16 protein-coding genes and 1 riboswitch are annotated in these 20,629 nt (G+C 74.5%); of the genes, 9 read left to right on the top strand and 7 right to left on the bottom strand.

The features are described from left to right. The first annotated feature begins 585 nt into the window (after positions 1 to 585). From cbiE to BUE43_RS10990, 4 genes are all read left to right on the top strand, one after another. On the top strand, positions 586 to 1,809 hold the full coding sequence (gene cbiE / locus BUE43_RS11005) for a precorrin-6y C5,15-methyltransferase (decarboxylating) subunit CbiE (protein WP_073481726.1): 1,224 nt from the start codon (positions 586 to 588) through the stop codon (positions 1,807 to 1,809). Then, positions 1,806 to 3,590 carry a cobalamin biosynthesis protein gene (locus tag BUE43_RS11000; protein ID WP_073481723.1) on the top strand — a complete coding sequence of 595 codons (1,785 nt, stop codon included), beginning with the start codon at positions 1,806 to 1,808 and terminating at the stop codon, positions 3,588 to 3,590. Before cbiE ends, BUE43_RS11000 begins: the two co-directional genes overlap by 4 nt. A gap of 92 nt (positions 3,591 to 3,682) precedes the next feature. After that, positions 3,683 to 4,159, top strand: a complete 477-nt coding sequence (locus tag BUE43_RS10995; protein WP_073481720.1) for a DUF1203 domain-containing protein — start codon at positions 3,683 to 3,685, stop codon at positions 4,157 to 4,159. 242 nt (positions 4,160 to 4,401) lie between these two features. Beyond that, positions 4,402 to 4,809 (top strand): RidA family protein, encoded by a 408-nt coding sequence (locus BUE43_RS10990; protein ID WP_073481718.1) that lies wholly within the window; start codon positions 4,402 to 4,404, stop codon positions 4,807 to 4,809. A gap of 307 nt (positions 4,810 to 5,116) precedes the next feature. Here BUE43_RS10990 and BUE43_RS10985 read toward each other — a convergent pair whose 3' ends face one another. From BUE43_RS10985 to BUE43_RS10965, 5 genes are all read right to left on the bottom strand, one after another. Then, positions 5,117 to 5,986, bottom strand: a complete 870-nt coding sequence (locus BUE43_RS10985; protein WP_073481715.1) for a 5-oxoprolinase subunit C family protein — start codon at positions 5,984 to 5,986, stop codon at positions 5,117 to 5,119. After that, positions 5,983 to 6,618, bottom strand: a complete 636-nt coding sequence (pxpB, locus tag BUE43_RS10980; RefSeq protein ID WP_073481711.1) for a 5-oxoprolinase subunit PxpB — start codon at positions 6,616 to 6,618, stop codon at positions 5,983 to 5,985. The genes BUE43_RS10985 and pxpB overlap by 4 nt, the downstream gene beginning before the upstream one ends. Then, positions 6,615 to 7,403, bottom strand: a complete 789-nt coding sequence (locus BUE43_RS10975; RefSeq protein WP_073481709.1) for a LamB/YcsF family protein — start codon at positions 7,401 to 7,403, stop codon at positions 6,615 to 6,617. The genes pxpB and BUE43_RS10975 overlap by 4 nt, the downstream gene beginning before the upstream one ends. Positions 7,404 to 7,417: 14 nt before the next feature. After that, complete coding sequence (locus BUE43_RS10970; protein WP_073481706.1) at positions 7,418 to 8,635, bottom strand: NRAMP family divalent metal transporter; 1,218 nt, start codon at positions 8,633 to 8,635, stop codon at positions 7,418 to 7,420. Between the two features lie 65 nt (positions 8,636 to 8,700). Next, positions 8,701 to 10,011 carry a C15 family peptidase gene (locus BUE43_RS10965; protein ID WP_073481704.1) on the bottom strand — a complete coding sequence of 437 codons (1,311 nt, stop codon included), beginning with the start codon at positions 10,009 to 10,011 and terminating at the stop codon, positions 8,701 to 8,703. Between the two features lie 389 nt (positions 10,012 to 10,400). Here BUE43_RS10965 and BUE43_RS10960 point away from each other — a divergent pair, with 389 nt between their 5' ends. The 4 genes from BUE43_RS10960 (at position 10,401) to cobA (ending at position 15,652) form a co-directional block, all read left to right on the top strand. Next, positions 10,401 to 11,111: a GntR family transcriptional regulator gene (locus BUE43_RS10960; protein WP_073482629.1), complete on the top strand. Its 711-nt coding sequence runs from the start codon at positions 10,401 to 10,403 to the stop codon at positions 11,109 to 11,111. Positions 11,112 to 11,715: 604 nt separating this feature from the next. Beyond that, positions 11,716 to 12,648: a cation diffusion facilitator family transporter gene (locus BUE43_RS10955; protein ID WP_234995655.1), complete on the top strand. Its 933-nt coding sequence runs from the start codon at positions 11,716 to 11,718 to the stop codon at positions 12,646 to 12,648. Positions 12,649 to 12,777: 129 nt separating this feature from the next. Beyond that, positions 12,778 to 12,902, top strand: a riboswitch (cobalamin riboswitch). A gap of 75 nt (positions 12,903 to 12,977) precedes the next feature. Then, positions 12,978 to 14,075, top strand: coding sequence for a HoxN/HupN/NixA family nickel/cobalt transporter (locus BUE43_RS10950; RefSeq protein ID WP_073481699.1), 1,098 nt, complete (start codon positions 12,978 to 12,980; stop codon positions 14,073 to 14,075). 338 nt (positions 14,076 to 14,413) lie between these two features. Further along, the gene (gene cobA, locus BUE43_RS10945) at positions 14,414 to 15,652 is read left to right on the top strand and encodes a uroporphyrinogen-III C-methyltransferase (protein WP_073482626.1); all 1,239 of its coding nucleotides are present in this window, start codon (positions 14,414 to 14,416) and stop codon (positions 15,650 to 15,652) included. Between the two features lie 507 nt (positions 15,653 to 16,159). Here the strand turns inward: cobA and BUE43_RS10940 are convergent. Next, a complete protein-coding gene (locus BUE43_RS10940) occupies positions 16,160 to 17,704 on the bottom strand; it encodes a DEAD/DEAH box helicase (protein WP_407697111.1) in 1,545 nt (514 codons plus the stop codon). Positions 17,705 to 18,113: 409 nt separating this feature from the next. Here BUE43_RS10940 and BUE43_RS10935 point away from each other — a divergent pair, with 409 nt between their 5' ends. Then, positions 18,114 to 19,091, top strand: coding sequence for a glycoside hydrolase family 6 protein (locus tag BUE43_RS10935; protein WP_073481696.1), 978 nt, complete (start codon positions 18,114 to 18,116; stop codon positions 19,089 to 19,091). A 476-nt stretch (positions 19,092 to 19,567) separates the two neighbouring features. On the opposite strand, the gene BUE43_RS10930 is transcribed toward BUE43_RS10935, so the two are convergent. Continuing rightward, positions 19,568 to 20,473 carry a serine protein kinase RIO gene (locus BUE43_RS10930; protein ID WP_073482622.1) on the bottom strand — a complete coding sequence of 302 codons (906 nt, stop codon included), beginning with the start codon at positions 20,471 to 20,473 and terminating at the stop codon, positions 19,568 to 19,570. Positions 20,474 to 20,629 lie beyond the last annotated feature (156 nt).

The raw sequence follows: 20,629 nt of genomic DNA, 5'->3' as shown, positions 1-20,629 counted from the left end.
CAGGCCGCCGGTGTGGGTGTGGACCTTGTGGTCACGCCGACACCGGCGGCCTCTGTCCGGGGCGACCGTCTGGGGCGACTGTCGGAGGGCCGTTTCCCTTGTGGTGTCGGGTTCTCGCCGGTGTGGGCAACCTTCCAGCGGACCACACCGAGGTGTCGATCCTGTTCGCTGTCCTCCGTTCGGGAACGGAGTTGTCCACAGGCTTGTCGGTTGTCCACAGCGACTCCTGTGTTCGTGTCGCCGCCGGCCGTGGGTCGATAGGCTGGAGCGGGGCTCGCCCCCCGGGACGGGTGGGGGCTGACCTGGGGCGGGGTGGTTGGCGCCGGCCTGGGCGGCGCTGGCGGTGAGCGGCTTCGGCACTGTCCTCTGTGGACAGTCGAGGGCGCGTGCGGGACGGCGGCCGACGGGACCGGCCGGCGAGCGCCCGGTTCGTGGACTCCGAGTGATTCGGACGTGACCGCGAGTGGCCGGGGCGGCCTGACCTGCCGGAGCGCCCCGAGGGCCACGGCCGCCGACAGCCCGCCGGACCCGGCATGGTGGACTTCACCGGCGAGCGGGTCCGACCGAGGCGGGGTGAGGGACGGCATGACGGTGACGGTGATCGGGATCGACGGCGGAGCGCTGCCGCCGCCCGCCTCGGCCGCCCTGGAGCGGGCCGAGGTGGTGGTGGGCGGTCGGGACCACCTGGCGCGGTACGCCCCCGCAGGGGCACGGGCAATCGAGCTGGACCCCCGGCCGGCAGCCCTCGACGAGATCGAGCGCGTCGCCGCCGCCGGACAGCCGGTCGCCGTGCTCGTCGCCGGCGACCCCGACCTCCACGGAACGCTGCGCTCCCTGCGCGCCAGGGGCATCCGCCCGGCCGTCGTGCCGGCGGTCTCCGACGTGCGGCGCCTGCTGGCCCGCCTCGGCCGGCCCGGCGACGACGTCGTCGTGGTCAGCGCGCACGGACAGGACCGGCGCCGGGCCCTCAACGTCTGCCGCGCCCGCCCCGCCGTGGCCGTGCTGACCGCGCCCGGCGCGGGCCCGGCCGAGATCGGCGCCGGCCTCGTCGGCTGGCGTCGCGCCCTGGTCGTGGTGGAGGACCTCGGCGGCGCCGACGAGCGGGTGACCACGGTGGACCCCGAGGAGGCCGCGCGCCGTGACTGGCGCGATCCCGGCGTCCTGCTCTGCCTGGCCGACCCCGACGCGGTCCCCCCGAGCGGATGGCACCGCGGGGGAGAGCCGACCCCGCCGCGGGGTGGGTGGGCCCTGTCCGACGACGCGTTCGCGCACCGCGACGGGGCGGTCACGCCGGCCGAGGTGCGCGCGGTGGCGTTGGCCCGGCTCGCACCGCGCCCCGGCGCGCTCGTGTGGGACGTGGGCGCGGGATCGGGCTCGGTCGCGGTGGAGTGCGCGCGGATGGGCGCGGCGGTGATCGCGATCGAGCGGGACCCCGTGCAGTGCGTGCGGGTCGTCGCCAACGCGGGCACGCACCAGGTCGACGTCCGGGTCGTCGAGGACGAGGCGCCGCACGCCTTCGCCGGTCTGCCCCGGCCCGACGCGGTGTTCGTCGGCGGTGGCGGACCCGAGGTGGTCGCGGCCTGCGCCGGCCTCGGCGCGGCGCGCGTCGTCGTCCCGCTGGCCGCCTTCGACCAGCTCGGCCCGACGCGAGAGGCGTTGCGCGCGGCCGGGTACCGGGTGGCGGGCTGCCAGCTCTCCGTCTCCCGGATGGCCGACCTGCCCGACGGCACGACCGGGCTCGCCGCGACGAACCCGGTGTTCCTGGTCTGGGGCTTCGGACGGAACGAACAGGGGATGACCAGCTCGTGATCGGAGTGTTCGCCGGCACCCCCGCCGGCCGGCGGAGCGCCGCCGAACTCGCCGCGCGGCTCGGACCGGACGCGGTGGTCGTCGACGGGCCGGTCCGCGCCGCGCTGCACCGGCTGTGGCCGCGGCTGGGCGCGGCGGTGTTCCTCCTCGGCCCCGCCGCGACCGTGCGGCTGGTCGCGCCCCTCCTGGTGGACGAGCACACCGACCCCGGCGTCGTGTGCGTCGACGAGGCGCGGGGGCTGGCCATCGCGCTGGCCGGCGGCCACGCGGGCGGCGCCGACACCCTCGCCGAGCGGGTGGCCGAGGTGCTCGGCGGCGCCGCCGTGGTCAGCGCCGGCGGCGACGCGGTCGGCACGTCCCCGCTGGACGAGCTGGTCGAGCTGCTGGACGCCGAGGTCGACGGCGATCTCGCCGCCTGCGGCGCGGCGGTGGCCGCCGGCGCGCCCGTGCGGCTGGTCAACCCGATGCGCTTCCCGTTGCCCGCGCTGCCCTCCACCGTCGCGGCGGACGTCGACAGTCCTGAGTGGACGGTCCTGGTGGACGACCGGATCCCGGTGTCCGCCGAGCAGGCGGCCGAGTGGCCCGGACATCCCGTGCGGCCGACCGAGGGCGCGTTGCTGCGGCTCGTGCCCAGGACCCTCGTGGTCGGCGTCGGCTCGTCCACCGGGGTGTCGACCAGCGCCGTCACCACCGCGTTGTCCCTCGTGGAGAGCGAGCACGGCTTCGACCTGGGCGCGGTGCGCGCGTTCGCCACCATCGACACCAAGGCCGCGGAACAGGGCATCGTCGAGGCGGTGGAGGACCACGGGTTCTGGAACGCGGACAGCGCGCTGCCCCTCCTGCGGTACCCGGCAGCCGAACTGTCCGAAGTGGACGTTCCGAACCCGGACGAGGAGGTGCGCGCCCGCACCGGGACGCCCAGTGTCGCCGAGGCCGCCGCGTTGCGCGGCGCGGCCGAGCTGGCCGGCGGCGGCGCCGTCGAGCTGGTGGTCGACAAGATCAGGGGAGCGGCGGTCACCGTGGCGGTCGCGCGGGTCCGGCCCCGGGGCCGGCTGGCGGTGCTCGGGCTCGGTCCGGACGCCGCGGACCCGCGCGCCCCGCGCGTCGAGGCCGAGCTCCGCAGGGCGGCCGTGCTGGTGGGCCTCGACCGGGACGTCGACCGGGTGCGCCACCTCCTGCGGCCGGGCGCCCGGGTCCGGGCGAGCGGCCCCGGCGCGGAGGAGGCGCGGGCCCGCGCGGCCGCCGAACTGGCGGCCAACGGCGCGGCCGTCGCGCTCGTCGTCTCCGGGGACACCGAGCTGGGGCGGGTGACGGGGCCCGCGTTGGAGCAGGTCGGCGCGGACGCCGAGCTCGTCGCGGTTCCCGGCGTCAGCGCGGCGCTCGCGGCGGCGGCCCTGCTCGGCGCGCCCCTGGCCGACGACCACGCGGTGATCGACCTGTCCGACCCCCGCGTCCCGTGGGAGGTCGTCGAGCGCCGGGTGCGGGCGGTGGCCGAGGGCGACCTGGTGGTCTGCTTCCCCGGCGTGCCGGACCGCGACGGGCGGTGGGGCAGGGCGCTGGAGATCCTGCGGGCCCATCGGCCGCCCACCACGCCCGTCGGGTTGGTGAGTCGAGCGGAGGACGCGGACCAGCGGGTCAGGACCGTTCTCCTCGTCGACCTCGTTCCGTCCGAAATGGACTCCGGGGGCTCCGGGGGCTCCGGGGACACTGTGATCGTCGGGTCGTCCCGCACCGCTTTGGTGGCCGGACACATGGTCACGGTTCCCCCGACCGGCCCCTGATCTCGCGTCAGGGCAACGCGAAGTCCGTTATCCGCCAGCACGTCGCGGGCTTCGTCGCCACGCTTGTTCTGTCCGACCAGGAAGGAGCAAGCATGTCCGACTACCGTGTCGTCGCCCTTTCCCCGGAGGTGGTCGAGGAGGTCCGCCGCACCCACCGGGCGCCCGACTACGGCCATCCCGCCTGGCTGGAGGAGAAGCACCCCGCCGGCGCGCCCTGCCGGACGTGTCTCCGCCGCTTCGAGGCCGACGAACCACGCCTGTTGTTCACCTACGACGCGTTCCGGGGGCGGGCCACCCCGCCGCTCCCGGGACCGATCTACGTCCACGCGGTCGAGTGCGAGCGCTACGCGCCGGACGAGCCGCTGCCGCCGTACTTCGTCGACAAGCCCATGACTTTCCAGGCGTACGGCGACGGCCGCCGGCTCGTGAGTGAGCGGCAGGTGGACAACAACGCGGCGGAGACGATCGCCGACATGTTCGCGCGGCCCGAGGTCAGCTACGTCCACGCCAGGAGCGCCGATGCCGGCTGTTACCTGTTCACCGTCGAGCGGCCAGCGCGCGAGGCGTGACCGACGGGACTGGAAGTCCTCGGCAAGTCCTCAGCGAGTCCTCTGTGGACAGTGCGCGGCGCCATCCGTCCTGGAGGCGGGTGGCCCCCACCGCCAAGGCCGCTCGCGCGCGTCGAGCCGGTCCTGCGGGATGGTCGCGTTGGCGTGCAGGGAAAACCGGCTGGATCTGGCTGAGTAGCCTCCTGGTGGAGAGGCCTCGGGGGTTTCCGGAGGCCCACGATCTCTCACTCGGAGGAGTCGGCGTGGCCATCACCCTGGTGAATCCCGAGGGACTGTCGAAGATCGACGTCTACCGGCAGGTGTCCGTGGCCACCGGGTCGAAGCTGGTCTTCGTCGCCGGCCAGGTCGCCTGGGACGCCGAGGGGCGCACGGTCGGCGAGGGAGACCTCGCCGCCCAGGTCGAGCAGTGCTACCTCAACGTCCACACCGCGCTGGCCGAGGTCGGCGGTTCCTTCGACGACGTGGCGAAACTGACCGTCCACGTCGTCGACTGGACCCCCGACAAGATGCCCCTGTTCCTGGAGGGGCGCGCGCGGGCCTGCGCGAAGCTGGGGGTCACCCCGGTCCCGCCGAGCACGTTGGTGGGCGTCGCCGCGCTGGCCGAGCCCGACCTCCTGGTCGAGGTCGAGGCCACCGCGGTCATCGACTGAGCGCGCGGCGACGAGGCGACCCGGACCAGCGCCTCGGCCTCGGTTCGAGGCCTTGGTTCGAGGACTCGGTTCGGACTGGTGGCGTCCAAGGCCACGAGTGCTTCCGCCACCGAGCCTCGTCGCGCGTGGGCGGCGCGGCGCCGGTCGGATCGCGTCGTGGCCGCGCCACTCGCGGGTGGCCCAGTCGCGGGTGGCCGCCGGTTTCCGGGTGGGAGCCGGCGGTCCACCACGTCCGTTCGGATCTCCGCGAGCACTTCGGAGCCGTGGACGACTACGAGATCCGTTGTCGTCCCGCGTCGATCGAGTGCTACCAGGTGCGGGGGACGACGCGGAACCGGAGCCGGGTGCCGGGACGTGCCTGCGCCGCGCGATCCACGTCGTCGGCCAGGACGACCGCGATGACCGGATAGCCGCCCGTCACCGGGTGGTCGGCGAGGAACAGGGTCGGGTGGCCGGAGGGCGGCACCTGGAGGGCGCCCCGCACCGTCCCCTCGCTCGGCAGCTCGCCCTCGCGGTGGCGGTCCAGCACGGGGCCCGCCAGCCGCATTCCCACGCGGTCGCTGTCCGAGGTCACCTCGAACGGCTCCCGGCCCAGCGCCGCCACCGCCTCCGCCGTGAACCAGTCGTCGCGGGGGCCCAGCCAGACCCGCAGCTCCAGCTCGTCGTCCCGTGGCTGGGGAACCGGCGCGAAGTCCACATCGGACAGCGGGTGCCGAGGTTCGGCGACCCGCAGCACGTCACCGGCCGCCAGCGACCGCGGCCCGATCCCGGCGAGCACGTCCGTGGACGCCGAGCCGAGCACGGTGGGCAGGTCGAGCCCGCCGCGCACCGCCAGGTAGCTGCGGAGGCCGCGACTGGGCTGGCCGAGCCGCAGTTCCGCTCCGGCGCGCAGCCGCAGCACGGTGTTGACCGGCTCGGGCCGGCCGTCGACGGTGATCGGGCAGACCGCGCCGGTCACCACCACCACGAGCGGGTCCACCGCTCGCACCACCAGGCCGCCGAAGGTCACCTCGACCGCCGGCGCGCCCTCGGCGTTGCCGGCCAGCCGGTTGGCCAGGCGGAGGGCGGCCCGGTCGGCCGCGCCGGACCAGCCGACGCCCAGTCCGGCCAGGCCGGGGCGCCCGAGGTCCTGCACCGTGGCCAGGACGCCGGGGGAGATCACGTCGAGCCGTTTCACGACACCTCCACGAACCGCACGGTGGCGCCGGGGCGCAACAGGGCGGGGGGATCCCGGTCGACCTGCCACACGACGAGGTCGGTCCGGCCGATGAGCTGCCACCCGCCCGGCGAGACCCGCGGGTACACCCCGCTGTACTCCCCGGCCAACCCGACCGAGCCGGCCGGAACCCGGGTCCGGGGCACCGCGCGCCTCGGCACCCGGAGCCGAGGGTCGCCGCCGGTCAGGTAGCCGAAACCCGGCGCGAAACCGCAGAACGCCACGGTCCACTCGGACCCGGTGTGCGCGGCGACAACCTCCCGTTCGGTCAGCCCGGTCAACCGGGCGACCTCGGCGAGGTCCTCGCCGTCGTACCGCACCGGGACCTCCACCCGGTGCGCGCTCGCCCGCTGGTCCCACAGCGGCTCGGCCCGGCGCACCGCCTCGGCCACCGCGCGCAGATCGGTCTCGTCCGGGCCGAGGCGCAACAACAGCGTCCGCGCCGCGGGCACCATGTCGACCACACCGGGCGGGGGAGCGGCGCGCAACGCCGCGTACAGGCCGACGACGTGCGCGCTGTCGGCCACCTCCACCAACAGCGCCCGGTCCCCGCATGGCAGCAGTCGAACGTCCACAGTGGACCCTCGTGTCATGCCGCGAACGCCGTGGGGCGCACGCCGGCCCGCTCCAACTCGGCCCGCAGCCGCCTGGCCGCCTCGACCGCGCCCGGCGTGTCCCCGTGCACGCAGATCGAGTCGGCGCGCAGCCGCACCACAGCGCCGTCGGCGGCCACGACCTCGCCCCGCGTGGCCAGCAGCAGGCCGCGCTCGGCGATCAGCTCCGGGTCGTGCAGCACCGCGCCCGGCTCGCGCCGGGACACCAGCGTGCCGTCGCCCGTGTAGGCGCGGTCGGCGAACGCCTCGTGCCGCACCGGCAGTCCGGCCTCGGCGGCCATCCGCAGCCACACCGCGCCCGGCAGGCCCAGCACCGGCAGCGCCGGGTCGAAGTCCCGCACCGCCGCCACCACGGCCGCGGCCTGCTCCTCGTGGTGCACCACCGTGTTGTAGAGCGCGCCGTGCGGCTTGACGTACCGCACGCGGGTCCCGGCCGCCCTGGCGCAGGCGTCCAACGCGCCGAGCTGGTAGAGCACGTCGGCCGCCAGCTCCTCCGGCGCCACGTCCACGAACCGCCGGCCGAAGCCGGCCAGGTCCCGGTAGCCCACGTGCGCCCCGACGCTGACTCCCCGCTCGGCCGCGAGCTGGCAGGTGCGCCGCATCGTCAGCGGGTCGCCGGCGTGGAAGCCGCACGCCACGTTCGCGCTGGTGACGACGTCGAGCAGAGCGGCGTCGTCGCCCATCCGCCAGTTCCCGAAGCCCTCGCCGAGATCGGCGTTGAGGTCGATGGCGGCGATCCCGTTGGTGCTGTCGGTGTCGTTCATGTCCCGTTCCTCCGTCACTTCCACAGGTCGCCCAGCGAACCCAGGGACTTCCACCCCAGGTACACCGTCACCAGCCAGGCCAGCACGCCCAGCACGACCAGCCACCGCGGGTACCGGTACCCGCGCATCAGGTCCCGCCGCCGCGCGGCGACCCACAGCAGCAGGCCCAGGCCCACCGGCAGGATCAGGCCGTTGAACGCGCCCGCGAACACCAGCAACGTCACCGGCGCCTGCCCGGCGAGGACGAAGACCGTGGTGGACACCGCGATGAACCCGATCACCAGGCTGTTGCGGTGGCGGGCCAGCCGCCGCGAGGACCCGGTGAGGAAGGAGACCGAGGTGTAGGCGGCGCCGATCACCGAGGTGATCGCGGCGGCCCACAGCACCAGCCCGAAGATCCGCAGCCCCACCTGGCCGGCGGCGTGCTCGAACGCGGTGGCCGCCGGGTTCGAGCCGGACAGCCGCACCCCCGCCGCCACCACGCCCAGGACCGCCAGGAACAGCAGCGCCCGCATCACGCCGGTGACCAGGATGCCGGTGATCGAGCTCCGGCTGATCTGCCGGACGGCGGCCGGACCGCTGACCCCCGAGTCGACGAGCCGGTGCGCGCCCGCGTAGGTGATGTAGCCGCCGACGGTGCCGCCGATCAGCGTCGTGATCGCGGCGAAGTCGACCTTGTCCGGCAGCACGGCGTTGTGCAGGGCGCTGCCCACCGGCGGGTCGGACACCACGGCCACGTACGCCGTCATCCCGATCATGATCACGCCGAGCACGACGACCACGCGGTCCATCGCGACGCCGGCGCGCTTGCTGACGAACACCGCGATCGCGACCAGCGCCGACACCACGCCGGCCAGGGTCGGGTCGACCCCCAGCAGCGCGTTGCCGCCCAGGCCGGCGCCGGCGACGTTGCCGATGTTGAACACCAGCCCGCCCAGCACCACCAGGAACGACAGCAGGTGGCCGGCGCCGGGCACGACCCGGTTGGCCAGCTCCTGCGCGCGCAGCCCGGAGACCCCGATGATGCGCCAGACGTTGAGCTGCACCGCCAGGTCGACCAGGATCGAGGCGACGATCGCGAACGCGAACGCCGCGCCGAGCTGGCCGGTGAACGTCGCGGTCTGCGTGATGAAACCGGGGCCGATGGCGCTGGTGGCCATCAGGAACATCGCGCCGAGCAGCGTGCCGCGCACGCCCTTGGCGGCGGCGACCGTCGTGGTCTGCTCGCCCACGGGCAACCTCCAGGGAAAAGGGGCGGGCGGCGCGGCGGTGCTCCCACCGCGCCGCCCGCCGTGGCTCACGGGGCGGACGCGCCGGCCCTGACCAGGGCCACGGTCTGGTCCGCGATGGCCCGCCGACGCCGCTCGAAGGCGTCGTCGGTGAGCGCCGTGCCCGAGTCGGGCAGGCCGAGCACCGGCACGTGCAGGTGGCCGCCGCGGACGTCGGTGGCGCCCAGCCCCAGCCGGAGCCGGTTCGCGCGGTACATGCTCTCGTTCGACAGGTAGTCGCCGCCGCCACCGGCGGCCGCCGCCGCGCCCGGCGTCGGCTCGTCCGAGCGGCAGACCTTCTGACCGGCGCCGGGCGTCCCGCCCACCGGCCACTCGCAGAACTCGCGGTTCAGCACGACCCGGTACGGGCCGGTGCCGGCCTCGACCATCCGCTCGTGCGGCAGCGTGGTCTCGATGAACTCGTCGGCCGGCTGCGGCCAGCCCTGGGCGTCCGGCACCGCGCCCCGGGTCCGCACGTCGTCGTTGTCCGGGGCCCCGCCCCGCCAGCGACCCGCCCAGCGCTCGATGTCGAACCGCTCCGGCCGGCCCTGGCTGATCGTCGTGATCATGTCGACCTGACGGCGCCCGGCCCGCAGCCACGGCCCGTAGGCCGCCTCCACGACGCCCTCGTCGAAGCCGCCCCAGAGCACGGGCAGGGACACGGCCTCCACCACGACCCTACCCCGCGGGGTGTCGAACGTGCGGCCGTCCAGTTGCAGCGCCGCCGCGCCCGAGGGGTTGCTGATGCGCACCCCGGGGCCGTTGAGCTGGAACGGGTCGAACCCGCTGACCAGGACCCGCCGCACGTGCGGGCTGGCGGGCAGCCGCACCGAGTCGATCCCCCGCGCCGCCCGGTCCACCGTGCGGACCAGCTCGGCCCGCCGCGCGGCGTCGAGCGCGTAGGGCGCGCGCCACTGGCGCACCGCCCTGGTCAGGTGCAGCCGAGCCCAGTACAGCGGGCGATCGTCGTACCGGTCCCACGAGCCGAGGTCGGGGCGGCGGCCCTGCGCGCGGTCGACCGCCGTCTGCCAGAGCTGGCGCCCCCGCTCGGCGACCAGCCGGTCGGCCTGCCCCGGCGTGCGCACCCGGCACAGGTCCCGGGCGAACCGGTCGACCTGCCGGTCGAACCCGGCCAGCCGGACCAGCGTCGGGCCGACCGCCGCGCCGCCCGGCTCCAGCGCGTCGTCGAGCCGCTGCTCCTGCACGGTCAGCGGGGTGGACGGGTCGTAGCAGGTGGCGCCGGCCTCCGGGCTGGCCTGGGCCATACCGGGCAACGCCAGCAGCGGCGCGACGGTCGCCGCGGCGACCACCAACCGCCGCAGCAGAGGGGGACGGGCCATGCGTTCCTCCCAAACGTGGACACGGGGCCGAGCCGCGCGCGTGCGTCGGCGCGGTCGGGTGGTGCGGGGGGCCGGGAACCGGGTCGCGGTGTCCGGCTGGGCGGGCGGTCGAGTCGCTGGCCGTCGCCCATCTCAGTGATGTGGACGACACCCTAAGGATCGTTGAACAATCCTTCAATACCCAGTTCCGCCGGCCCGGCCAGCGACGATCTAGACTCGGCCCACCACCCGGCGCCGGGACGCGCCGGCCCCGGCCGCCGCGGGGCCCGAGCCCCATGGGCCCCGACCCTCACGGGCACGGGATTTGATAGGCACTGGACCCGATGGGCACCGGACCCGATGGGCGCGGCCGGCGACCGACGGGCGGACACGACGAGGTGGGACACGCGATGGCGACCGCGCGGGACCAGGGCTGGCTCGACGCGGTGGTCGCGGACCGGGGCCGCCTGGAGCGGTCGTCCACCGCCCAGCGGGTCGCCGACCTGCTCCGCGCCCAGATCCTCGAAGGCGCGCTCGCCCCGGGCCTGCGGCTGTCCGAGGAGGCGCTGGGCTCCGCGCTCGGCGTCTCCCGCAACACCCTGCGCGAGGCGTTCCGCCTGCTGGTCCACGAGCGGCTGCTCGTCCACGAGTACAGCCGCGGCGTGTTCGTGCGCGTCCTCACCGTCGACGACGTGGTGGACCTCTACCAGGCCCGCCGGCTCGTGGAGTGCGCCGCGCTGCGGTACTGGCGCTCGGCCTCCGCCGCCGCGACCGACGCGGTGCGCCGGGCCATGGTCGAGGCGGAGGAGGCGGCCGCCGCCGACCGCTGGGTCGACGTCGGCACCGCCAACATGCGCTACCACCAGGCGATCGCCGGCCTCGTCGGCAGCGCCAGGGTCGACGCGGCCGTGGCCGGGCTGCTCGCCGAACTGCGCCTGGCCTTCCACGTCATGGGCGACCCGCGGACCTTCCACGAGCCCTACGTCGCCGGCAACCGGGCGATCCTCGACCTGCTCACGGCGGGCCGGACGGAGGAGGCGGTGGGCCGCATGGAGCGCTACCTCCTGGACGCCGAGGAACAGCTCGTCGCCGCCTTCGCCCGCCTCGACCCCTCGCGCTGACGAGAGGGGAACCTCTTTTTCCTTCCGAAGTAAGGAAAAGAGAGAACTGAAGGTGGAGTGACGAGAAGAGGTCGTCAGCAGGGACGTTCGACAGCCCACTAGGACGTGCCCGGTGAATCACGGAGTCGGCCAGTCAGGAACGCTGACCAGGTTGACCGCGCCGAGACAGTGGCGGGCCAACGGCCGCAACAGACGACGACACCGCGAAAGCGGCTTTCCGCGGGGGCCGCCGCGCTGAACTCTTCTTGTTTCCTGGCGAGGAAATCAACGAGCGCGTCAGGTCGGCCTCGACCGACGGGCCGGTGGGAAGAGGCCAATCGGACGATCTGACCTGTGCTGAAGCGCAGTGGCATTCCTTGTGCAGTAGGCAGAATGTGGTAACCGCAACCTGTTCGCATTTAGTCCACTATGGACAGTGTTCGGTAGTCTGCGGCACATGGCGGGCCACGGGCACGGGCGCGGTCGAGGACCCGAGCGCAGTCACGACCACGAGCACGACCATGGACATGGACACCGTCACAGCCACGGTCACGGCCATGGGCACGGGCGGCAGCGGGGCGCGGGCGCCCGGCTCCGGCATCTCCTCACCCCGCACTCCCACGACGTGGCCGACCAGGTCGACGACCACCTCGTCGCCAGCCGGGCCGGCCTGCGGACGCTGTGGGGATCGTTCGCCGTTCTGCTGGCCACCGCGCTGATCCAGGCGGTGGTGGTGGCGCTGACCGGGTCCGTGGCGTTGCTGTCCGACACCCTGCACAACGCCGCCGACGCCCTGTCCGCCCTGCCGCTCGCCGTGGCGTTCACCCTGGGCCGCCGTGCCGCCACCGCCCGGTTCACCTACGGCTTCGGCCGCGCCGAGGACCTGGCCGGGCTCGCGGTCGTCGCGCTGATCGCCGCCTCCGCCGCGCTCGCCGCCGTGGAGTCGGCCCGCCGCCTCGCCGAGCCCCGGCCGCTCCAGCACGCGGGGGCGGTGGCCGCCGCCGCCCTCGTCGGGTTCCTCGGCAACGAGGCCGTGGCGCGCTGGCGGGTGCGCGTGGGCCGGCGCATCGGCTCCGCCGCGCTCGTCGCGGACGGACTGCACGCCCGCGCCGACGGCTTCACCTCGCTCGCCGTGCTGGTCGCGGCCGGCGGCGGCGCCCTCGGCTGGCCCTGGGTCGACCCCGCGGTGGGTCTGGCCGTGGCCGCCGCCATCCTGTGGGTGCTCGTCGGCGCCGGTCGGCAGGTCCTCGGTCGGCTCATGGACGCCGTCGAGCCGCAGGCGGTGGCGACCGCCACCCGGCTCGCCGCCGCCACACCCGGCGTGCTCGCCGTGGAGCAGGTCCGGCTGCGCTGGTCCGGCCACGGTCGACTGGCCGAGCTGACGGTCGTGGTGGACCGGGACGCGAGCCTGCTCACCGCGCACGGCATCGCCCACGAGGTCGAGCACCGACTGCTGCACGGCGTCCACCGGCTCGTGCGGGCCCACGTCCACCCGCACCCGGCGCCGCTGCCCGGCACCGACGACCACGCCGTCGTCGCCCACCACGCCCGGTCGTGACACCGCCCACCCGCCCTCCGGGGTGAGCCGGCCGGTCGGGTGAGCAAACGCTTGCCGTCCGGTTTTCGTCGACATCGACCGGATTGACCACATGGCCCGCGACCAGCCAGGATGCGTCCGCCAACGTGGAGGAACCCGGTGCGATTCCGGGACGGTCCCGCCACTGTGACCGGGGAGCGGACCCCACCCGTGGCCACGGCCCCCCGCGGGCTGGAAGGCCGGGGACCCCGCCGAGATCCGGGAGTCAGGACACTCCGCGCGGCCACGCACCGCGCCGCGGCCGCGTGCCCGTCGACCCTCGGGCGAGGAACCCCAGGAGGTCTGGACCCATGACGTCGTCCGCCGTCACCCTCCCCCGCACACCCAGCGGCGCGTGGACCCGCGCCGAACGCCGGCGGCTCGCCGGCATGATCGGCGTGATCCTGCTCCTGCACGTGCTCGGCATCGCCCTCTACCTGCTCCACACCGGTGACCCCGCGGTCGCCGGCGGCCTCGCCGGCGCCGGCACCCTCGCCTACGTGCTCGGCATGCGGCACGCCTTCGACGCCGACCACATCGCGGCCATCGACGACACCACGCGGCTGATGCTGCTGCGCGGCCGGCGCCCGGTCGGCGTCGGGTTCTTCTTCGCCATGGGGCACTCCACCGTCGTGCTGGTGCTGGCCCTGCTCGTCGCCGTCGCGGCCGGGTCGGTCGCGGAGGACCAACTGGACGGGGCCAAGGAGGTGGGTGGGGTCGTCGCGCTCGTCGTGGCCGTCCTGTTCCTGCTGCTCGTCGCGGTCCTCAACGGCGCGGTGCTGCGCTCGTTGCTCCGGCTGTGGCGCCAGGTGCGCGACGGTCGGCTCACCGACGACGAGGTCGACCGCGTGCTGGTCGACCGCGGCCTGCTCAACCGGCTGCTCGGCGGCCGCCTGCGCCGCCTGATCCGCTCCTCGTGGCACATGTACCCGGTCGGCCTGCTGATGGGCCTGGGCCTGGAGACGGCCTCCGAGGTCACCCTGCTCGGCATGACCGCGACCAGCGCCGGCGGCGGCCGGCTCCCCCTGCTCGCCGTGCTGAGCCTGCCGCTGCTGTTCGCGGCCGGCATGAGCGCGTTCGACACCGCCGACTCGCTGCTGATGACCCGCGCCTACTCCTGGGCCTACCGCAACCCGGTGCGCACCCTCTTCTACAACACCGCGACGACCGCGATCACGGTCGTCATCGCCGTGTTCGTCTCGTCGGTGTACCTGGCGGGAGTGCTGGCCGAGCACGCCGGCGTGACCTGGCTGGGCGGGTTCGGCCGCCTCGCGGAGCACTTCGAGCTGTTCGGCTACTGCATCGCCGGCGTCTTCGCCGTCACGTGGGGCGGCGCGATGCTGTGGTGGCGGTTCGCCGGGTACGACCGGCGCTACCCGTCGCCGGCCGTCCAGGAGGGCGTCGCGTGAGGCGACCGCCTCGCCGGGCCCGCCCGCCCACGGCCGACCCGCAGCGGTCCGGCCCCCTGGTTCACCCTTCGCTCGGGAACGACGACATCGAGGAGGACGCGCGTTGAGCGCCCGCGCCCCTGTTTCCCACTCTCTGGGCGGCCCCGTCGTGGTGGACGACACCGCCGCGGCCGGGCGCCGCGCCCCCATCCGGTCGAGGGGAGACCGGACGTCGGTCCCCCGCAACGCTGTTCGGCCGCTGCCGGGCGCCGGCCGCACCGGGAGCGACGGCGCCGCGGGTGGCCACGGTCACGGTGGCGAGCATGGACATTCCGCTGGTCGCGGGCATGCTCATGAACATGCACGTTGAACAGCACTACCTCGCCGGGCTCGACCTCACCGGACGTCGGGTGGTCGTGGTCGGCGGGGGCACGGTGGCCCAGCGCCGGCTGCCCCGGCTGGTCGCGGCCGGCGCCGCGGTCGAGGTGATCGCCCCCGACGTCACCCCGGCCGTGGAGGGCATGGTCGACGCCGGTGAGCTGGTGTGGCACCCCCGGCGCTACGCCGACGGCGACCTCGACGCCGCCTGGTACGTCATCGCCTGCACGCCGGACGCCCAGGTCAACGCGGCCGTCGCCGCCGAGGCCGAGCGACGGCGGGTGTTCTGCGTGCGGGCCGACGTCGCCGAGGGCGGCACCGCGGTGACCCCGGCCACCGGCGAGCACGAGGGTCTGCTGGTCGGCGTGCTGGCCGGCGGCCGGCCGCGCCGCTCCGCCGCCGTCCGGGACGCGCTCCTCGACGCCCTGCGCGAGGGACGCGTCGCCGACCACGCCGAGCCCGGCGACGGGCGGCTGCCCGGGGTCGCGCTGGTGGGTGGCGGCCCCGGCGACCCCGACCTCGTCACCGTCCGCGGCCGCCGCCTGCTCGCCAGGGCCGACGTGGTGGTCGTCGACCGGCTGGCGCCCCGCGAGCTGCTCGACGAGCTGCCGCCGCACGTCCAGGTCGTGGACGCGACCAAGATCCCCTACGGCCGGGCGGCCAGCCAGGACTTCATCAACGCGACCCTGGTGGAGCACGCGTTGGCCGGCCGGTTCGTGGTCCGCCTCAAGGGCGGCGACCCCTACCTGTTCGGCCGGGGCTTCGAGGAGCTGGTCGCCTGCGTGGAGGCCGGCGTGCCGGTGACCGTCGTCCCGGGGGTGACCAGCGCCTTCGCCGTGCCCGCCGTGGCCGACGTCCCGGTCACCCACCGCGGCGTCGCGCACGAGGTGGTCGTGGTGTCCGGCCACGTGGCGCCCGACGACCCCCGCTCCCTGGTGGACTGGCCGGCGCTCGCCCGGCTCCGGGGCACGCTCGTGCTGCTCATGGCCGTGGAACGGGCCGGCGAGTTCGCCGAGGCCCTGGTGGCCCACGGCCGCCCCGGGGACACGCCGGTCGCGGTGGTCCAGGAGGGCACCACCCGCAACCAGCGGGTCGTCCGCACGACCCTGGGCGAGCTGGGCAAGGCGGTCGAGGCGGAGGGCATCCGCCCCCCGGCGATCATCGTCATCGGCCCGGTCGCGGGCCTGGCGGCCGAGCTGCCCGGTCTCCCGCGCCCCTGACCGAGACCACGAACCGGCGCCCGCACCGGCTTCCGGTGCGGGCGCCGGTGTGACCAACCCTTGCTGTGTCACTCGCTGGTCATGACCAGCGAAGGCGGGAAGGCCAGGACGGGACTGTCTGTCGAGGATGCCTCAGGCCGGCGATGTCCCCGGGTGTTTGTCGTCCCCCGACGACCACAAATCTCGCGCCCTCCCCCAGGGTGTGGTGGGGAGGAGAAACCCCCCACTCCCAACGTCGCACGCGGTCCGACAGAAACGGACGCGTCGTGATCACTCAGGTGGGTGGGAGGTCGAAGAAAACCCCGAGTGGGTGACTGTCCGAAGAGGACAGTCGCGTGGGGGGCGCGGTGACGCTAGCGACGCGGTGCAGGGCTCGCCGCGAGATCCAACGCTGATCGGCCAGCCACGTGCCGAATACGGCGAGACGCTCGGCTGTGATCCAGCCGAGCGTCTCGCTACTGCCTACCGACGCCGAAAAGCGTCGTCAGCGTCTGTTCCCGATCGGAGTCAGTGGCTCTCGCGTGCCGGGCGGTCGTGCCGGTCGCCGAACTCGCGACGCGGGCCGCGGTCCCGCCGCTCGCCCTGGTCCCGCCGCCACGACCGGTCGCCGCCGCGCTCGTGCCGGCCCTGGTGGTCGCCCCGGTCCCGGCGCTCCCCGCGCCAGCCGCCCCGGCCACCACCCTGCCGGGAGCCGCCGCCGAACCGCTTGCCGCCCCGACGCGGCGCCGGCTCCTCCACGACCGGAACCCCGCTGGGCTCCCGCGCCCCGGTGATCCGGGCCAGGTCCTCGTCCTCGGGGGCGACCCGGGTGCTGATCGGCTCCACCCCGGCCTGCCGGGTCAGCGCCTGCACCTTCCGCCGCTGGTTGGGCTGCACGATCGTGACGACCGTGCCGGCCTCGCCCGCCCGGGCCGTCCGGCCCGCGCGGTGCAGGTAGTCCTTCGCGTCGTTCGGCGGGTCCACGTGCACGACCAGGTCGATGCCGTCGACGTGGATGCCGCGCGCGGCGACGTCGGTGGCCACCAGCACCTGGCTGCGGCCCTCCCGGAACTCGGCGAGCGTCCGGGTGCGGACCGCCTGCGACTTGCCGCCGTGCAGGCCGCGGGCCCGCACACCGACGTCGCGGAGCTGCTCCGTCAGCCGGTCCACCGCCTGCTGCGTGCGGGCGAACAGGATGGTCCGGCCCTCGCGCGCCGCGATCCGCGACACGACCGCCGACTTCTCGCCCCGGCCGATCAGCAGCAGGTGGTGCTCCATCGTCGGCACGCTAGCCGCCGGCGGCGCGACCGAGTGCGTGACCGGGTCGACGAGGTAACGCCGCACCAGGACGTCGACGTCACCGTCGAGGGTCGCCGAGAACAGCAGGCGCTGGCCGTCCGGGGCCACCAGGTCCAGCGCGGCCCGCACGTCGGGCAGGAAGCCCAGGTCGGCCATGTGGTCGGCCTCGTCCAGCGCGGTGATCGCGACCTCGCCCAGCACGCAGGTGCCCTGGCGGACGTGGTCGTTGAGCCGACCGGGCGTGGCGATCAGCAGGTCGACCCCGCGCCGCAGCGCGCTGACCTGCTTCGGGAACGAGGTGCCGCCCACGACGACGGAGCAGCTCAGACCGAGGGCCCGCGCGAACGGGGCCAGCGAGTCCTGCACCTGCATCGCGAGCTCGCGGGTCGGCACCAGCACCAGGCCGCGCGGGTGCAGCGGACGGCTCTCGCCCTCGGCGAGCCGGACCAGCATCGGCAGGCCGAAGGCCAGCGTCTTGCCGGAGCCGGTCTGGCCCCGGCCCAGCACGTCGTGCCCGGCGAGGGCGTCCGGCAGGGTCGCGGCCTGGATGGGGAACGGGTGGGTGATGCCGCGGTCGCGCAGCGCGCGCACCAACGCCTCGGGCAGGCCGAGCTCGTCGAAACCGGGCAGGTCGGCGACCTCGGTCACCGGGGTCGCCGTGGTCGGCTCCTGCTCGGCCGGCTGCTGCTCGGGCGCCTGCTCCGCCGAGGCGGTCGGGCGGACCCAGCGGTGGCGGGGCTTGCGCAGGGTGCGGTCAAAACGATCAGTGGTCAAGTCTGCCCTCTCCGGGACGTGGCACGTCACGGGGAGGCCCCGCGGGCGCCGGCCCACGGTGCTGATCACAAGGACGAGCCTGGCGCACAGCCCTGTCGGGTGCGGGCGCCGCAATGGATCTTCGGTGGCACCGGTCGTCGTCGCCGGGATGGCGAGATCGCGGAGAACCGCATGCCAGTGCACTTTGAGCGTACCTGATGGACAGAGCGTGCCCGGTGGTGGGACGGTCAGAGTGGCGACGGACACGGTCCGTGCCGGGCCCACGGCCCGTCCGCTGTGCCGAGTGGAGGTGACCACGCCACCAACAGGCGGTGGCCCTCGTCGGAAACTCGCGGCCGAACAGCGGTAGGAACAGTCAGGGGTCTTTCCTGCTCTTCCGCCGCCGTCGCCCCCGAGGGAGGGAGGCAGAGTGAGGATCAGTCGTCTCGTCACCGCGCTCGCGGTCGCCGTGGTCACCGGGCTGCCGACACTCGCGAGTGCCCACGCCGCCGCGGGGAACCCGGTGAGGATGACCGACGGCTTCTACGCCGACCCGAATCTGCAGGCCGCGGTGTGGGTGCGGGCACACTCCGACGACCCTCGCGCGGGCAGGATCAGCAGCGCGGTCGCCGCTGTGCCCCAGGGGAAGTGGTTCGGCGAGTGGAGCGGCGACGTCCGTGCGGCGGTGTCCGCCTACGTCCGCGCCGCCGACCGGGAGAACAGGCTTCCGATCCTGGTGCCCTACTTCATGTACGGCCGCGACTGCGGCAGCCACTCCGCCGGCGGCGCTCCCAGCCCGGACGCCTACAAGCGCTGGATCAGCGACTTCGTCGCCGGCATCGGTGACCGCCCGGCCGTCGTCGTGCTCGAACCGGACGCCTTGGCCCAGCGGCTCGACTGCGTGCCGTCCGACCAGCGCGCGACCCGACTCGACCTTCTCCGGCACGCGGTGGGCAAGCTGCGATCGGCACGGAACGCCTGGACCTACCTGGACGCCGGCAACGCGAGTTGGGTGGCGCCGGACACGCTCGCCGGCGAACTCCACGCCGCCGGTGTGCGGGGCATCCGCGGCTTCGCGCTGAACGTCTCGAACTACCACACGACAGCCCAGTCGAAGTCCTACGCGGACAAGGTGAACGCCGCGCTGAAGGCGCGGTTCGGTTACACGAAGGCCCTCGTCGTCGACAGCAGTCGCAACGGCAACGGTCCGGCTCCCGGCGGCGCGTGGTGCAATCCGCCCGGGCGTAGGGTCGGCACACCGACGAGGGCCGGGGGCGCCAGCGGCGTCGAGATGCTGCTCTGGGTGAAGAACCCGGGCGAGTCGGACGGAACGTGCGGCATCGCCCCCGACACCCGAGCCGGTCAGTTCAGCCCAGACCTCGCCGTCCGACTGATCGACGGCCGCTGACCCGGCCCACCCCACCGCGCCACTCGGTTGACCGTTTCGCTTGCCAGCACGAACGAATCGGCTTCCCCCGGCTGGTTGAGCCGGGGCCTTCCCCGCCCCGCGATCACCTCTCCGCGTGATCTCCCGCCAGTCAGATCGAACTTCCGTTCGAGCACTGCCACCATGAACGAGGGCCGCACTCCGCACGAGCGGCCACTGCGACAGGTGTTCACCTGGAGGACGTCCACCGGCCGGCGGCCGACGCCGATGAACGTCCAGCGGCGCGAGCAACATCCGGAGATCTCCGGCAGCTCACAGTTCGTGGGCCCACCACCGACAAACCATCGGGGACCAGCCCGCACATTCGGGGACGGAGGTGATGAGCACGGGGGAACGGGCATTTCCGACCAACGTTGGCGGAGGCTGGTTGCGCTGGCCATGGACAGCGCAACCAACCACCCCACCACACACGGCCCACCCCCAGCGAGCCGCAGGGCCTAGGCGTCCAACCCCGCCTCCGCCCTCAACGCCCGCACCCACGTCTCGGGGTCCAGTTCCGCCACCCCGAGCCCCCGGGCGGCGAACCACGCGGACACGTTCTGGAAGTCCCGTTCCAGGAACTCCATCCCCCTTGGATTCGCCACCACGTCGACCACCTGCGGCAGGTCGATGAGCACCAGCCGGTCCTCGTGGACCAGCAGGTTGTAGGCGCTCAGGTCGCCGTGGGCGTAGCCGTTCCTGGCCAGGAGGAGCATTGCCGCGAGGAGTTGGTCCCACAGGTCGCGGAGCTGGTCGGGGTCCGGGCGGAGTTGCGCGAGGCGAGGGGCCGCGCCCCCTTCGGCGGAGCCGATGAACTCCAGCAGGAGTTCCGTGCCCACCCGTTGGGCGGGGTAGGGGACCGGGGCGCCGAGTTCCCAGAGACGGCCGAGGGCGGCGAACTCGGCGGCGGCCCACTGTTCGGCGATGAGGTTGCGGCCGAAGTCGCTGCGGAGTGCGATCGCGCGGCCTTCACGTGAGCGGCGCATGCGACGGCCTTCGAGGTAGCCGGTGTCGCGGTGGAAGAGCCGGTGGTCGTTGCTGCGGTAGCGCTTGGCGGCGAGGAGGCAGGAGCGCGGGGTGCCGGGCATGAAGCGCTCCAGGAGGTGGACGTCGGCTTCCTTGCCCGTCTTGAGGACGCCCAGTTCGCGGTCGACCGCGGCGAGTTCGGTGATCAGCCACTGGGGGTGCGGCCGCGGACCCTGGTCGCCGTCGTCCCAGGTGGACCAGCGGTCGCCGTCGGGAGGGAGGATGCCGTCTTCGGTGACGGCGTCCTCGCGGCGCAGTGCGAGGAGATCGCGTTCCTCGGCGGTGAGCCGTCCCCGGCGTTGGGGGCCGATCTCGTCGTCGGAGCGGCGGCGCCGCATCCGCTGGGCCCGCGGGGCGTCGTCGTCCGAGTCGGTGTACTGGGCGTAGCGGTCGAAGATGTCGTCGTTGGGGTCGGTCGTGTGCTCGCGCACGATGGGGTGTCCTCCTGGACGGGAAGCCCCACCGGGTGCTGGATCAACCGGTCGTCGTGCTCG

Source organism: Streptoalloteichus hindustanus (assembly GCF_900129375.1).
In the GTDB taxonomy this organism is placed as follows: domain Bacteria; phylum Actinomycetota; class Actinomycetes; order Mycobacteriales; family Pseudonocardiaceae; genus Streptoalloteichus; species Streptoalloteichus hindustanus.
This window is presented reverse-complemented; position numbering and strand designations above follow the sequence as displayed.